The following is a 14,426-nucleotide window of genomic DNA, read 5'->3' as shown; positions in this document are numbered from 1 at the left end:
AACCGGGCAAGCCCTCCGGGGGCGCCTCACCATGCGGAGGCCAGGCATGACTACACGTGTTCCCTCCCTCATCCTCGGCCGGCTGTTCATCGCGCTGGTCACGCTGACCATCGTGTCCTTCGCGGTCTTCTTCGCCACCACACTGCTGCCCGGCGATACGGCGACCATCCTGCTGGGTCAGGCGGCGACGCCGGAAGCGATCGCCGGCCTGCGCACGGCCATGCATCTCGACGAACCGGCCCTGCTGCGCTTCTTCTACTGGATCGGCGGGCTGTTCCAGGGCGATCTCGGCACCTCCTATGCCAACCATATGCCGGTGGCGACGCTGATCGGCGGCCGGCTGCTCAACACGCTGAAGCTTGCCGGGCTGACCACCCTGATATCGGTCCCGCTTGCGCTGACGCTCGGCATCACCGCCGCCATGTGGCGGCGCACCCTGTATGACCGCGTCGTCACCATCGCCACCATCGGCATCATCTCGGTTCCGGAATTCGTGCTGGCGACCTTGGCCGTCCTGGTGTTCGCGGTTTACCTGAAATGGCTGCCCGCCCTGTCCTTCACCTATCAGGTGGACAGCTTTTCGGGGCTGCTGCGGGCCTATGCCATGCCGGTCATCACGCTGACCTTCGGGGTTTCGGCCCAGATGATCCGCATGAGCCGGGCCGCCGTGATCGAAACGCTGAACACGCCCTATGTCGAGATGGCGCTGCTGAAAGGCGCGTCGCGCCCCCGGCTGGTCCTGCGCCATGCCCTGCCCAATGCGCTCGGCCCGATCTCCAACGCGGTGGCGCTGTCGCTGTCCTATCTGGTGGGCGGCGTCATCATCGTCGAGACGATCTTCAACTATCCCGGCATCGCCAAGCTGATGGTCGACGCGGTGTCCACCCGCGACCTGCCGCTGATCCAGTCCTGCGCGATGATTTTCTGCGTAGGGTATCTGATCCTGATCACCGCCGCCGACATCGTCGCCATCCTGTCGAACCCGAGGCTCCGATGAAGACACACACCTCCACCGGCTCCCTCGCAACATGGTCCGGCTACAGGATCAATCCGGTAGGCCTGGTCAGCTTCTGCGTGGTCCTGCTCTGGGCCCTGGTCGCCCTGTTCGCCCCCTACATCGCCCCCCATTCGGTGGGGGACATGGTCGACCTCGATTATTTCGGCCCGATGCGGCCCGGCCTGTGGCTCGGGTCGGATTATCTCGGCCGTGACATGCTGTCCCGCATCATCTACGGGACCCGCTACACCGTCGGCATCTCGCTGGCCGCGGTTTCCATCGCCTGCTTCACCGGCGTCGTGCTGGGCATGACCTCCGCGGTGCTGCGCGGGCCGGTGGACATGGTGGTCAGCCGGGTGCTCGACGCCATGAACTCGATCCCCAGCAAGCTGTTCGGCCTGATGGTGGTGGCGGCGGTGGGATCCTCGATCCCGGTGCTGATCCTGACCCTGTCGGTCATTTATGTCCCCGGAGCCTACCGCTTCAGCCGATCGCTGGCGGTCAACATCGACACGATGGACTTCATCATGGTCGCCCGCATCCGCGGGGAAAGCCTGCCCTATCTGATCGGGTCGGAGATTCTGCCCAACATCGTCGGTCCGGTTCTGGCCGACCTGGGCCTGCGCTTCGTCTTCATCGTGCTGCTGCTGTCGGGCCTGTCCTTCCTGGGGCTGGGTGTCCAGCCGCCCTACGCCGACTGGGGCGCGCTGGTGCGCGAGAACATCGGCGGCCTGCCCTTCGCAGCACCCGCGGTGATCGTGCCGTCGCTGGCCATCGCCACCCTGACCATCAGCGTCAATCTGCTGATCGACAATCTTCCGCAGAAGATCCGGGATCGGAGTGCCTCCTGATGACGAACCTCGTCGAAATCCGCGATCTGACGGTCGAGGCCACCACCGATTCCGGCCGCTGGATCCAAATCCTGAAGGGCATCGACCTCGACATCGCCGCCGGCGAAACCGTCGCCTTCATCGGCGAAAGCGGGTCCGGCAAGACCACCGCCGCCATGACCCTGCTGGGCTACGCCCGTCCCGGCTGCCGGATTTCCGGCGGCACAGTGCGGGTCGACGGCCATGACATGGTGACCCTGTCGGAAAAGCAACGGGCGGCCCTGCGCGGCACGGTCGTGGCCTATGTGCCGCAGAGCGCGGCGGCCGCCTTCAACCCGGCCGCGACGATCATGGATCAGGTCATCGAGGTGACGCGGATCCACCAGCTGATGCCGCCGGACGAGGCCCGCCGCCGGGCGGTCGCCCTGTTCCGCGCCCTGTCGCTGCCCAATCCCGACAGCATCGGCGACCGTTACCCGCATCAGGTGTCCGGAGGACAGCTGCAGCGGCTGGCGGCGGCGATGGCCCTCATCGGCGATCCCAAGGTGGTGATCTTCGACGAGCCGACCACGGCGCTCGACGTCACCACCCAGGTGGAGGTGCTTCGCGCCTTCAAGGCGGTGACCGCCAGACGGCAGATCGCCTGCGTCTATGTCTCCCACGATCTTGCCGTCGTCGCCCAGATCGCCGACCGCATCATGGTGCTGCGCAACGGGGCGGTGCAGGAAATCGGAAGTGTCGACGACATCCTGAAGCGTCCGACCCACCCCTACACCAGGGAATTGCTGCACGCCTTCCATCCCGACACCGGCGGACGGGTTGCCGCGGCCGCGGCGTTCGCCACCGACACCGCCCCGCTGCTGGAGATCAAGACGCTGAGCGCCGGTTACGGCCCGCCGCAATCGAACGGCCAACCGCTGGCCCTCGCGGTCAAGGGGGTGAGCCTGCAGGTGAAGCGGGGCACCAACCTCGGCATCATCGGGGAGTCCGGCTGCGGAAAATCGACCCTGGCGCGCGCCATCGCCGGCATCCTGCCGGCCTGCAACGGCGACATCCAATTCGACGGGCGGGAACTGTGGCACAGCGCCCGCCAGCGCAGCCGCGAACAGCTGCGCGACCTTCAGATCGTCTTCCAGCATGCCGACACGGCGCTCAATCCCGCCAAGTCGATCGAGGATATTCTCGGTCGCCCGCTGACCTTCTATCACGGCCTGCGCGGCAAGGCCCGCGATGCGCGGATCGACGCGCTGATGGACATGGTCCGCCTGCCCCGCGCCCTGCGCCACCGCCTTCCGGCGGAACTGTCGGGCGGCCAGAAACAGCGGGTGAACTTCGCCCGTGCGCTTGCCGCCGAACCGAAACTGATCCTGTGCGACGAGATCACCTCGGCCCTCGACACCGTCGTCGCGTCGACGATCATCGATCTGCTCAAGGAGCTGCAGCGCGAACTTGGTCTGTCCTATGTCTTCATCAGCCACGACCTGTCGGTGATCGAGGCGATCTGCGACGAGATCATCGTGATGTATCGCGGACAGGCGGTCGAGACCATCATCCCCTCCGCCCGGCAGCAGCCGCAGCATCCCTATTCGAAGTTGCTGTTCTCTTCGGTTCCGAAGCTGGATCCGACATGGCTCGACACGCTGGACATCGACGCCGACCGGATGCGGGTGGCCTGATCCGTCTGCCCAGCCCCTCGCGCGGTTCGCCGCCGCGAGGGCGGCAACGGTTCCGCCGCGACCGTCCTCACATCGGAAACAGCGTGGTCAGCGGCATGTGCGCCCGCACGATCGGCGATTTCAGCACGACGTAGCTGAAATACTTGTCGATGCCGATGTCCATGTCGGTCAGCTTCTCCATGATCTCCTGATACTCGCCGATGCCGGACGTGACGAACTTCAGCATGTAGTCGTAGCCGCCGGACACCAGATGGCATTCCAGCATCTGTTCGATCTTCTTGACGGCGGCGAGGAAGCGGGCGAAATCGACCTGCCGGTGGTTCTTCAGCGTCACTTCGGTGAAAACGGTCAGGGTCTGGCCGAGTTTGCTGACGTTGATCTGCGCCGTGTAGCCTTCGATGTAGCCCTCAGCCTGGAGCTTCTTGACGCGCATCAGGCAGGGGCTGGGCGACAGGTTCACCAGCTCGGCCAACTCCACATTGGTGATCCGGCCGTTCTTCTGGAGCTGATGCAGAATCTTGATGTCGATGCGGTCCAGCTTCATGGGGAACCCATCCGGTTCGAGGGCGGGGAACGGAAAACGACAGCAGAAAATTCTGCTGATCGGACCAGGCTAGCTTAGCATGCGCCGCCTGCCTGTCGATGCCCAAGACGCGGTTCTCCAACAGAACAAAGCATCATGTCTTCCGGCAACGACAGAAGATAATGCCGTTGAATCGGCCAAAGCAGCGCCTCCCGGTCCGCGTGGCATGGCTAGATGGCGCAACGCCGAAATCGGAGATCCTCCCAATGCCAGCCCCATTGCAAACCATCGCGTCCTCCCCGAACCTGCCCGAACAGGCGGATGTCGTCGTGATCGGCGGCGGCATCGTCGGCGTCTGGGCGGCCTACTATCTGGCCCGGCGCGGACTGTCGGTGGCGTTGGTGGAGAAGGGGCAGGTCGGGGCGGAGCAGTCCAGCCGCAACTGGGGCTGGTGCCGGCAGCAGAACCGCGACGCGCGGGAACTGCCGATGGCGACCAAGAGCCTGGATTTGTGGGAGCGCTTTGCCGCAGAAAGCGGCGAGGACACCGGCTTCAGCCGCTGCGGCCTGCTCTATCTCAGCAATGACGACCAGGAATTGGCGGGCTGGGCGCGCTGGCGCGATTTCGCCCGGACGGTCGGCGTCACCACCCACATGCTGAACGGCGCCGAAGCCGCCGAGCGCGGCCGGGCCACCGGACGGCCCTGGAAGGGCGGCGTCTTTTCGCCGTCGGACGGCATCGCCGATCCGGCCCGCGCGGCTCCCGCCGTGGCGCGGGCGATCATGAAGCTGGGCGGCACGGTGCATCAGGGCTGCGCCGCGCGCGGCCTGGAAACCGGCGGCGGGCGGGTCTGCGGCGTCGTCACCGAAAGGGGCACGATCCGCACCAAGCTGGTGGTCCTGGCGGGCGGGGCCTGGGCGTCCTCCTTCTGTCACCAGATCGGCGTGCGTTTCCCGCTCGCCTCCATCCGCTCGTCGATCCTGTCGGTCGGCCCCAGCCCCACCGGCCTTCCCGACGCCCTGCACACTGCCGCGGTATCGGTCACCCGGCGCGGCGACGGCGGCCACACTCTGGCGATCAGCGGACGCGGGCGCGTCGATCCGACCATGCAGCAGATCCGCTTCGCGCCGCAATTCATGCCGATGTTCACCCGGCGCTGGCGCAGCCTGATGCCCGGCGGGCTGGAGGGAATGCGTTCCGGCCACGAGACGCTGCGGCGCTGGCGGCTCGACCGCCCGACGCCGATGGAGCGGGTTCGGGTGCTCGACCCCACCCCGGACCGCAGCACCATCCGCCTTACCCACGAACGGGCCATGGCCCTGCTGCCCGGCCTGAAGGGCGCGCCGATCACCGCCGCCTGGGGCGGATACATCGACAGCACGCCCGACGGCGTTCCCGCCATCGGCGAGGTCGGCAGCCTGCCCGGCCTGATCCTGGCGGCGGGCTTCAGCGGCCACGGCTTCGGCATCGGCCCCGGCGCCGGCCACCTGATCGCCGACCTCGTCACCGATCAGGCGCCGATCGTCGATCCCAAGCCCTACCATCCCGACCGCTTCGCCGGATTCTCCGCCGGCAAGGTCGCCGATTTCTGACCATAGGCAGGCCCGTCAGGCGCTGCCCGGCACGAGCGAGCGGGCGGCCCGGCGCAGGCAGTCGCGCATCAGATCGTGGCTGCCCGACAGCGGACGCTCCTTGCTGGTCAGGATAGTGATGGGCACGCGGATGCTCGGACGGAAGGGCCGCTGGACGATGCCGGAGAACTGATTCCACGGCAGGAGCCCATCGACGACCGCCACGCCGATCCCCTCCCGTACGAAGGGCAGCGCGGTGATCGACAGGTCGATCTCCACCGCCGGAGAATAAACGCCGCCTTCCGCCTCGACTGCCCCGGCCAGCAGGCGGCCGGGCAGCGTGTCCACCCGGTAGGAAATCAGCGTTTCCTCCGCCAGATCGGGAAATCCAACCTCAGCCTGTTCGGCCAGCCGATGCCCCTCCGGCAGAAGGCAGACCAGTTCGGCATGCCCGACCGTCTCGACATCGAGATCATGATGGGGCATGTCGTTCATCGCCATCCCCAGCAGAACGTCGCCGCTGCGCAGCATGTCCAGAATGCTGGCGACCGGCGCGACCAGCGACCGTACGACGATGTCGGGATGCGCCTCGCGGAAGGCGGTCAGCGCCTTTGGAACGATGGACATCGAGGGCGGGGCCGAGGCGGCGAGACGGACAAGACCGGTGCGGCCATGGCGCATGTCGACCGTGCGCCGGCGCAAGGCACCGAGTTCCGCAAAGATCCGCTCTGCCTCCGGATACAGCTCGTTGGCCTCCTGCGTCGGCACCAGACGCCCGCGTACCCGGTCGAACAGCTTGAAGCCGAGCTGATCCTCGGCGTGCAGCAAAATCTGGCTCAGGGCCGGCTGCGAGATGTTCAGCATCGCCGCCGCCCCGGTCACGGTTCCACAGCGCATCAGCATGCAGAAGACTTCGAGTTGGCGGGCTTGCATTCACGATCCTGGGTGCTGGCGGAGTGGGGGGGAGGCGGCAAAGCCCGGCCACGACTATAGCGACCCGCACATCTCAGGTGAGCAGCAATTCGGCACCCAAGCCCTTGCCGTCGCCGTTCCCGCGCAAGACGTCCAGGAATCGCTCCAGCACCAGATTCGGCTGGGCACCCTTCTTCGTCACCACCTGGAACTCCAGGGCATGATGGAAGGTGTCGGGCAGCAGCGCCCGCATCATGCCGCGCTCGACCCATTGCCGGGCATAATGGGTGGGCAGAAAGCCGACATAGCATCCGGTGAGGATCAGGAACGCCACCCCTTCGCGGTCGGTGGCCGTCGCGGTGTTGTTCAGTTCGTGCGGAAGCTGCGCCTGGGTCGGCGCCACGGCGTCGGCCGCCTCCACCGCCCCGCGCGTCACCGCTCCTTCGGGACGGTCGAAAAGCGGATGGCCGTCGCCGCAATAGAGCTGCGACTCCTCCTGGTAAAGCGGAAGACCGGCCAGTCCCGGCAAACCTCTGCGGACCGGAACGACGCCGACGTGCAATTGCCCATCCAGCACGCCCCGCTCGATCTCGTTGGGGGGAATCATGCGGATGTTGACGCGGACCTCCGGAGCCAGACGCTTCAGGCCACGCAGGGCATGCGTCACCCGCATCTGCGGCATGGTGACGAGGTTGTCGGTGATCCCAATGTTCAGCTCGCCGCGCAGGCGGCCGTGAAGGGTGTTGATCTCGCTGCGGAAACTCTCCGTGCTGGCCAGCAGGCGCATCGTCGCCTCGTAGGCTAGATGCCCTTCGTCGGTCAGCCGGAAGCCCGCCCGCCCGCGCCGGCAGAGCGTGAGGCCAAGCCGCCGCTCCAGGTCCGCCATGTGCTGGCTGATCGCCGCCCGGCTGATGTTCAGCTCCACCTCGGCGGCGGAAAAGCCGCCGCATTCCACCACCGTCCGGAACACGCGCAGAAGCCGGATGTCGGCGTCGCCGATCGGGGCCATGGGCCGGGTGGGGGACCGGGTGGAGGACCGGGTCGGTTTGTTCATGCTGGAACCGTGAAAAAGGTCGGCGCGATAGGTAAGCGAACAGTTATGTGAAGTTCTTATAGTTTGGATTTAATCGCAACCACGAACCGCGCACACTCTCAGTGGACAGCGCACCTAACAGAAGCGGGAGAACAGCGGATGGCCCCCCTGGACAACGATCACACCCAGTCCCATGGCCAGTCCCTTGGCCAGCCCCTCGACAAGGCTGCCGGACTGACGCGCGAGGAACTTGACGCCCATTGGATGCCGTTCAGCGGCAACCGCCAGTTCAAGAACAACCCCCGCATGATCGTGAAGGCGGAGGGGACCTGGTATTGGGATGCCGAAGGCCGCAAGATCTACGACAGCCTGTCCGGTCTGTGGTGCAGCGGCGCCGGCCACTGCCGCCGCGAGATTTCTGAAGCGGTTGCCCGCCAGATCGCGGAACTGGATTACAGCCCGGCCTTCCAGCACGGCCATCCGGCGGCCTTCAAGCTGGCGCACAAGCTGGCGTCGATGACCCCGGCCGGCCTCGACCATGTCTTCTTCGTCGGTTCGGGGTCCGAAGCGGCCGACACCTCGCTGAAGATGGCGCGGGCCTATTGGCGGATGAAGGGCCAGCCGACCAAGACCAAGCTGATCGGCCGGTCCAAGGGCTATCACGGAGTCAATTTCGGCGGCACCAGCCTGGGCGGCATCGGCGGCAACCGCAAGCTGTTCGGCACCGGCGTCGACGCCGACCACCTGCCCCACACCCTGCTGCCGCAGAACCTGTTCGTGAAGGGCATGCCGGATGAAGGCGCCTACCTGGCCGACGCGCTGGAGGAGTTGGTGGCGCTGCACGACGCCTCCAACATCGCCGCCGTGATCGTCGAACCGCTGGCCGGCTCGGCCGGCGTGCTGCCGCCGCCGAAGGGCTACCTGCAGCGGCTGCGCGAGATCTGCGACAAGCACTCCATCCTGCTGATCTTCGACGAGGTCATCACCGGCTTCGGCCGCATGGGCGCCCCCTTCGGCGCCGACGCCTTCGGCGTGGTCCCGGACATCATGAACGTCGCCAAGGGCCTGACCAACGGCGCCGTCCCGATGGGTGCCGTGGTGGCGAAGCACGACATCTATCAGGCCTTCATGGACAATGGCGGGCCGGAGTACATGGTGGAGTTCCCGCACGGCTACACCTACTCCGCCCATCCGGTCGCCTGCGCTGCCGGTCTGGCCGCGCTCGACATCTTCGAGCGGGAGAAGCTGTGGGAAAAGGCTGCGGCGCTGGCGCCGCATTTCGAAAACCTGATCCACGGGCTGAAGGGGCTGCGGAACGTCGCCGATATCCGCAACTATGGCCTGACCGGCGCCGTCACCATCGCCCCGCTTCCGGGCGAGCCGGCCCGCCGGCCCTACGAGATCGGCGAGAAGTGCTGGAAGGCCGGCTATTACGTGCGCTTCGGCGGCGACACGCTCCAGTTCGGCCCGCATTTCCACAGCGAACCGGCCGACCTCGACCGCCTGTTCAACGTCGTTGCCGATGCCATCCAGGCTACCGCCTAAGTACGCCGGCCGCGCGCTGCCCCCACCCTTCCCTCCTCCGCCGGTGGGAGAGGTGGGGGCAGAGACCCTGCACAACGAACCCCCCCAGGAAAGCCATCATGACCATCGTTGCCCACCTGATCGGCGGCAAGACTGACGCGCCCGCCGGCACCCGGACCGCCGACATCGTCAATCCCGCCACCGGTGACGTGGCCGGACAGGTCGCCCTGGCGTCGCGTGCCACGGTGGAAGAAGCCATTGCCGCCGCCGAGGCCGCCTTCCCGGCGTGGCGGGCCACGCCGCCGGCCAAGCGCGCCCGCGTCATGTACCGCTTCAAGCAATTGCTGGAGGAGAATGCCGAGCGCATCTGCGCCCTCATCACGGCGGAACACGGCAAGGTCCTGGACGACGCCTTCGGCGAGCTGACCCGCGGTATCGAGAATGTCGAATATGCCTGCGGCGTGCCGGAATTGCTGAAGGGCGAGTTCTCCAAGAATGTCGGGCCGGCCATCGACAGCTGGTCGGAATTCCAACCGCTGGGCGTCGTCGCCGGCATCACGCCGTTCAATTTCCCGGCGATGGTCCCGCTGTGGATGTACCCCATCGCCATCGCCTGCGGAAACACCTTCGTCCTGAAGCCGTCGGAGCGCGACCCCAGCTCCGCTCTCTACATCGCCCAGTTGGCGCTGGAGGCCGGGCTGCCGCCGGGCGTGCTGAACGTCGTCAACGGCGACAAGGAGGCGGTGGACACGCTGCTGACCGACCCGCGGGTGCAGGGCGTCAGCTTCGTCGGCTCCACCCCCATCGCCGAGTATGTCTATTCGACCGCCAGCGCCCATGGAAAGCGGGTGCAGGCACTGGGCGGCGCCAAGAACCACGCCATCGTCATGCCCGACGCCGACCTGGACAATGCGGTCAGCGCGCTGATGGGCGCTGCCTACGGCTCCTGCGGCGAGCGTTGCATGGCGATCTCCGTCGTCGTCGCGGTGGGCGACGACGTGGCCGACCGGCTGAAGGACAAGCTGTCGGTGGCGCTGCGCGACCTGAAGGTCGGCGCCGGCACCTCCGCCGGCTGCGAGATGGGACCGCTGGTCACCCGCACGCATTTCGAGAAGGTGAAGGCCTATGTCGACCAAGGCGTCGCCGAGGGCGCCGAACTGGTGGTTGACGGCCGCGGGCTGGTGGTGCCTGGGCACGAGAACGGCAACTTCCTGGGCGGCTGCCTGTTCGACCGCGTCACCCCGGAGATGACCATCTACCGGGAGGAGATCTTCGGCCCGGTGCTGTGCCTTGTCCGGGTCAAGTCGATGCAGGAGGGCATGGACCTGATCGATGCCCACGAATACGGCAACGGCACCTGCCTGTTCACCCGCGACGGCGAGGCCGCCCGCTATTTCAGCGACATGATCAAGGTCGGCATGGTGGGCATCAACGTGCCGCTGCCGGTGCCGGTCGCCTACCACAGCTTCGGCGGCTGGAAGCGGTCGCTGTTCGGCGATCTGTCGGCCTATGGTCCGGATGGCGTGCGCTTCTACACCCGGCGCAAAACCATCACCCAGCGCTGGCCGACCGGCGGGATCCGCGAAGGCGCCCAGTTCGCCTTCCCATCGATGAAGTAAAAGGCACGAAGTAAAAAGCGCCTTGTCGTGACGCCGGTGCCGATGAAGGCACCGGCGCCGGCGCAATCCGGCGTGTGGCGTCCCTAGCGGTGAATTCCGGCGCGCGGCTCGCGGTGGAGACCGTCACCCGGCTTGGCATGTGCCGAAGTCCTCGCCGTCTCGGCCAGCAGCTTGGCCGTCGCGACGGCGAGCTGGTTCTGCGTGTATGGCTTGGCAAGCCGCGGCAGGTCGGCGACGACGCCCTCCGGCAGATCGGCGTATCCCGTCGCCAGCAGCACCGGCAGGTCCGGAGCCATGGCACGGGCCGCCTGGGCAAGCTCGACGCCGGTCATGCCGGGCATCGCATAGTCCGTCAGCAGCAGGTCGACCGCCTGCCCGTTGCGCAGAAGCTCCAGCGCTTCGACACCCGATCCCGCTTCGATGACCGTGTGCCCAAGGTCGGCCAGCATATCGACGGTGCTCATGGCGATCAGCGCGTCATCGTCGACCACGAGGACCACGGCGGGAGACACATCGGCTGCCGGGGCCGGCGGCAACTCGGCCGCCTGGGCCGGTGTGGTGGCCTTCGGCAACCACAGCTCAACGAGCGCCCCCTGGCCCGGAGCGCTCGACAGCCGAAACGCGCCGCCGGACTGCACCGCCAAGCCATGAACCATCGACAACCCCAACCCGGTGCCTTTGCCGATGCCCTTGGTCGAGAAGAACGGCTCGATCGCCCGCGCAAGCGTTTCCTCATCCATCCCAGTGCCGGTGTCCCGCACGCTCACGTATGGGTAGGAACCGGGCGGCAGTCCAGAAGCGACGGGTACCGGCACCTCGTCCACCGTCACGGTGAGCGTGCCGCCGTCGGGCATGGCATCGCGGGCATTCACGGCGAGATTCAGGATCGCCAGCTCAAGCTGGTTGGGATCGATCAGCGCCGGTACCGTCGCAGGTCGGGCGTCGATGCGGATGACGACGCGCGGGCCGACCGAACGCTCCAAAAGCGTTCTCATGCCGTCCAGCAACCCGGTCAGGTCTACCGCCTGCGGCTGCAGATCCTGGCGACGGGCGAAAGCCAGAAGCCTTTGGGTCAGTGTCGCTCCCCGCCGGGCCCCCTGCATGGCGCCATGGAAAAGACGCTCCGTCGTCGGGTCGGCGGGAAGGCGTTTGCGCAGCAACTCCAGATTACCGAGAACCGCCATCAGCAGATTGTTGAAATCGTGCGCGACACCGCCGGTAAGCTGGCCGAGAGTCTCCAGCTTCTGCGTCTGGCGCAGTTGCGCTTCTGCGCGTTCGCGGTCGCGGATCTCGTCGCGCAGTTGGTCGAGCGTCGCCGCCAGTTCCCGGGTGCGTTCCTGCACTTTGAACTCAAGCGTCTCGGTCAGGCGCTGCAGCGCCTCCTGCGCCGCCTTCTGATCGCTTATGTCCACGATGACGGCGAGTGCTCCGGCCGCTTTGCCGGTGGAGTCCCGCACAGGCACGCCGCTGACACGGGTCCAGACAGGCTGTTCGCCGGTGGAACGATAAATGAATTCCATGCCGCTGACTGTCTCACCGCGCAGGGCGCACGCACCGGGAAAGCGGTCACGTGTCAGACGACGGCCCTGCGCATCATAAGTGATCCAGCTCTCCTCACCGTCCGGCCGCCGGGAAGGGATGACACCGTCCGGAAGAAAGCGCCGGAATGCCGGATTGGACAGAATGGTCCCGCCGTTCCGGTCCATCAGATTGACCCCCACCGGCAGGTGCTCCACCAGCGTTTCGAAGCGTGCCCGTTCGTCGGCGAGGTCCGCCAGCAGACGCTCGCGCTCCACGAGCCGCGCCCTCGCCTCATACTGCCTGCGCCGGCCGCGCAGGCAGGTCCGCACGACGCTGATCAGGGTGGTCGGGTGGAAGGGACGTTCCACGAAGGTCACGTTGCCCAGCAGTTCGGTCAGGCGTGCCGCCTCCGGCGTGCGTTCGGCGCCGGCGCCCCGCAAGGTGAGCAGAATGACGGGAAGGTCCGACCATGGCGGCTGCGCGCCGATCCAGGCGACAAGCCCCTGGAGGTCGGCGGTGCGCACCGCCTCTTCCGCAAGGATGAGCAGGCCGGCTCCGTCTTCCAGCGCCGCACAAAGCGCCGGCAGGTCGGGACAGGCGTGCGCGGCGATGCCGACCTCGCCCAACAAGGCGGAAGCGACGGTGGAATCCCGTCCATGCGGCGCCAGGATCAGCGCGCGCTCAGTGGTGGCGGGCTCGCTCAAGCCGGATCGTCCTGCAACAAAGGCCCGCCTTGGCCGATATAGATCGGCACGCCGCGCAGTACCCCCTGGAACTCGTCCAGCGGCGGCCCCAGGCTGATGCCCCTCTCGTTGACCCGGTACTCGCGGATCGTGTCCTCGTGCGGACCGGCCCGCTTCTTGATCACCGAGATCGCCCGCCGGACACGGCCCAGCGCCTCGAAATAGCGCAGCAGCACGACGGTATCGGCCAGATAGGTGACATCGACCGGAGACTGCATGTCACCGATCAGGCCATGCTGCGCGATGGTGAGGAAGGTCGTCACGCCCTGGCGGTTCAGGTACAGCAGCAATTCATGAAGATGCAGGACCAGAAGCTGCTCTTCCAGCATCGCCGCCTGATAGCCGTTGAGGCTGTCGATCACCACGGTGCGGATCTGCTGGTCGTCGACACAGGCGCGGACCCGATAGGTGAACTCGCCGGGCGCCAGTTCCGCCGCATCCACCTGCTCGATGATCAGGCTGCCGCTATCGCGCATGGCTTCAAGGTCGAAGCCCATCGCCCTGGTCCTGGCGAACAGCAGGCCAAGCTCCTCGTCGAACACGAACAGCGCAGCCCGCTCCCCCCGTGCGATGGCGGCCACAGTGAACTGAATCGCCAGCAGCGACTTTCCGGTCCCCGCCGGGCCGATGATGAGAGCGCTCGATCCGCGCTCCATGCCGCCACCCAGCAGCGTGTCGAGTTCGGCGATGCCGCTGGCCAGACGCTCTCCGGCGAAGCCGGTTCGATATTCGGCGGCGATCAGCCGGGGGAATACTTTGAATCCGCCGGTGGTGATCGTGCAGTCGTGGAAGCCGCCCCGATATGCCTGCCCCCGGTACTTGAGCACCCGCAAGCGCCGCCGCTCGGCGCCATAGGCCGGCGTCAGCATCTCCAGGCGGATCACGCCATGCGCGATGCTGTGGACCGTCTTGTCCATGGTGTCGGTGGTCAGATCGTCAAGCAGCAGCACGGTGGCGCCATGGCGGGCGAAATAATGCTTGAGGGCGAGGATCTGGCGCCGGTATCGCAACGAACTCTGGGCCAGCAGCCGGATCTCCGACAGGCTGTCCAGGACGATCCGCATCGGCTTGCTCCCCTCGATCGCCTCGAACATCAGCTTGGTTGTCTCGCCGAGTTCGAGATCGGAGGAGTAGAGCAGACTCTGCTGGTGCGCCACGTCGAGCAGGCTCTCCGGCGGAACCAGCTCGAACACCGTGATCTCCTCGCCGAGCGTCCAGCCATGGGCGGCTGCAGCGACGCGAAGTTCGCCCTCGGTTTCCGATAGGGTGATGTAGAGTCCGGGTTCACCGGCCGCCGCGCCGTCCAGCAGGAACTGCAGGGCAATGGTGGTCTTGCCGGTGCCGGGGCTACCCTCGAGCAGGAAGACACGGTCGCGGGCGAGGCCACCGGCCAGGATGTCGTCAAGCCCGGTAACGCCGGTACGCGCCTTGTGCGGCTGTTCAGAGGATGCGGCCATGGCGGGCTGGGATTTCCGTC

11 protein-coding genes are annotated in these 14,426 nt (G+C 66.8%); 6 read left to right on the top strand and 5 right to left on the bottom strand.

Annotated elements, in window-relative coordinates; translation table 11 throughout:
- Nucleotides 1-46 precede the first annotated feature (46 nt).
- Genes FZ938_RS15130 through FZ938_RS15120 form a run of 3 tightly spaced genes read left to right on the top strand, consistent with a single transcriptional unit; the run spans nucleotide 47 to nucleotide 3,503 of the window.
- A complete protein-coding gene (locus tag FZ938_RS15130; protein ID WP_149199297.1) occupies nucleotides 47-997 on the top strand; it encodes an ABC transporter permease in 951 nt (316 codons plus the stop codon).
- On the top strand, nucleotides 994-1,848 hold the full coding sequence (locus tag FZ938_RS15125) for an ABC transporter permease (RefSeq protein ID WP_149199296.1): 855 nt from the start codon (nucleotides 994-996) through the stop codon (nucleotides 1,846-1,848). Before FZ938_RS15130 ends, FZ938_RS15125 begins: the two co-directional genes overlap by 4 nt.
- Nucleotides 1,848-3,503: an ABC transporter ATP-binding protein gene (locus FZ938_RS15120; RefSeq protein WP_149199295.1), complete on the top strand. Its 1,656-nt coding sequence runs from the start codon at nucleotides 1,848-1,850 to the stop codon at nucleotides 3,501-3,503. Before FZ938_RS15125 ends, FZ938_RS15120 begins: the two co-directional genes overlap by 1 nt.
- A gap of 67 nt (nucleotides 3,504-3,570) precedes the next feature.
- On the opposite strand, the gene FZ938_RS15115 is transcribed toward FZ938_RS15120, so the two are convergent.
- Nucleotides 3,571-4,047, bottom strand: a complete 477-nt coding sequence (locus tag FZ938_RS15115) for an Lrp/AsnC family transcriptional regulator (protein ID WP_085086154.1) — start codon at nucleotides 4,045-4,047, stop codon at nucleotides 3,571-3,573.
- Nucleotides 4,048-4,292: 245 nt separating this feature from the next.
- Between FZ938_RS15115 and FZ938_RS15110 the strand changes: the two genes are divergently transcribed.
- Entirely contained in the window at nucleotides 4,293-5,618 is a 1,326-nt protein-coding gene (locus FZ938_RS15110; protein WP_149199294.1) for an NAD(P)/FAD-dependent oxidoreductase, read from the top strand.
- A 15-nt stretch (nucleotides 5,619-5,633) separates the two neighbouring features.
- Here the strand turns inward: FZ938_RS15110 and FZ938_RS15105 are convergent, their stop codons facing one another.
- Nucleotides 5,634-6,530: a LysR family transcriptional regulator gene (locus FZ938_RS15105; protein ID WP_149199293.1), complete on the bottom strand. Its 897-nt coding sequence runs from the start codon at nucleotides 6,528-6,530 to the stop codon at nucleotides 5,634-5,636.
- 73 nt (nucleotides 6,531-6,603) lie between these two features.
- Entirely contained in the window at nucleotides 6,604-7,563 is a 960-nt protein-coding gene (locus FZ938_RS15100) for a LysR family transcriptional regulator (protein WP_149199292.1), read from the bottom strand.
- Nucleotides 7,564-7,701: 138 nt separating this feature from the next.
- Between FZ938_RS15100 and aptA the strand changes: the two genes are divergently transcribed.
- Together aptA and FZ938_RS15090 are read left to right on the top strand one after the other, a co-directional pair.
- A complete protein-coding gene (aptA, locus tag FZ938_RS15095; protein ID WP_211101066.1) occupies nucleotides 7,702-9,087 on the top strand; it encodes an omega-aminotransferase AptA in 1,386 nt (461 codons plus the stop codon).
- A 98-nt stretch (nucleotides 9,088-9,185) separates the two neighbouring features.
- The gene (locus FZ938_RS15090; RefSeq protein ID WP_149199291.1) at nucleotides 9,186-10,685 is read left to right on the top strand and encodes a CoA-acylating methylmalonate-semialdehyde dehydrogenase; all 1,500 of its coding nucleotides are present in this window, start codon (nucleotides 9,186-9,188) and stop codon (nucleotides 10,683-10,685) included.
- An 83-nt stretch (nucleotides 10,686-10,768) separates the two neighbouring features.
- Here the strand turns inward: FZ938_RS15090 and FZ938_RS15085 are convergent, their stop codons facing one another.
- Together FZ938_RS15085 and FZ938_RS15080 are read right to left on the bottom strand one after the other, a co-directional pair.
- The gene (locus FZ938_RS15085; RefSeq protein WP_149199290.1) at nucleotides 10,769-12,910 is read right to left on the bottom strand and encodes a hybrid sensor histidine kinase/response regulator; all 2,142 of its coding nucleotides are present in this window, start codon (nucleotides 12,908-12,910) and stop codon (nucleotides 10,769-10,771) included.
- On the bottom strand, nucleotides 12,907-14,406 hold the full coding sequence (locus FZ938_RS15080) for an ATPase domain-containing protein (protein ID WP_149199289.1): 1,500 nt from the start codon (nucleotides 14,404-14,406) through the stop codon (nucleotides 12,907-12,909). The genes FZ938_RS15085 and FZ938_RS15080 overlap by 4 nt, the downstream gene beginning before the upstream one ends.
- Nucleotides 14,407-14,426: the final 20 nt, after the last annotated feature.

The sequence above is a fragment of the Azospirillum oryzae genome (assembly GCF_008364795.1).
In the GTDB taxonomy this organism is placed as follows: Bacteria; Pseudomonadota; Alphaproteobacteria; order Azospirillales; family Azospirillaceae; genus Azospirillum; species Azospirillum oryzae.
This window is presented reverse-complemented; position numbering and strand designations above follow the sequence as displayed.

Excerpts from the sequence above, each read along its gene's own strand:
- FZ938_RS15125 (WP_149199296.1), top strand. The coding sequence starts at position 994 with ATGAAGACACACACCTCCACCGGCTCCCTCGCAACATGGTCCGGCTAC.
- FZ938_RS15130 (WP_149199297.1), top strand. The coding sequence starts at position 47 with ATGACTACACGTGTTCCCTCCCTCATCCTCGGCCGGCTGTTCATCGCG.
- FZ938_RS15105 (WP_149199293.1), bottom strand. The coding sequence starts at position 6,530 with ATGCAAGCCCGCCAACTCGAAGTCTTCTGCATGCTGATGCGCTGTGGA.
- FZ938_RS15100 (WP_149199292.1), bottom strand. The coding sequence starts at position 7,563 with ATGAACAAACCGACCCGGTCCTCCACCCGGTCCCCCACCCGGCCCATG.
- FZ938_RS15080 (WP_149199289.1), bottom strand. The coding sequence starts at position 14,406 with ATGGCCGCATCCTCTGAACAGCCGCACAAGGCGCGTACCGGCGTTACC.
- aptA (WP_211101066.1), top strand. The coding sequence starts at position 7,702 with ATGGCCCCCCTGGACAACGATCACACCCAGTCCCATGGCCAGTCCCTT.
- FZ938_RS15120 (WP_149199295.1), top strand. The coding sequence starts at position 1,848 with ATGACGAACCTCGTCGAAATCCGCGATCTGACGGTCGAGGCCACCACC.
- FZ938_RS15090 (WP_149199291.1), top strand. The coding sequence starts at position 9,186 with ATGACCATCGTTGCCCACCTGATCGGCGGCAAGACTGACGCGCCCGCC.
- FZ938_RS15110 (WP_149199294.1), top strand. The coding sequence starts at position 4,293 with ATGCCAGCCCCATTGCAAACCATCGCGTCCTCCCCGAACCTGCCCGAA.
- FZ938_RS15115 (WP_085086154.1), bottom strand. The coding sequence starts at position 4,047 with ATGAAGCTGGACCGCATCGACATCAAGATTCTGCATCAGCTCCAGAAG.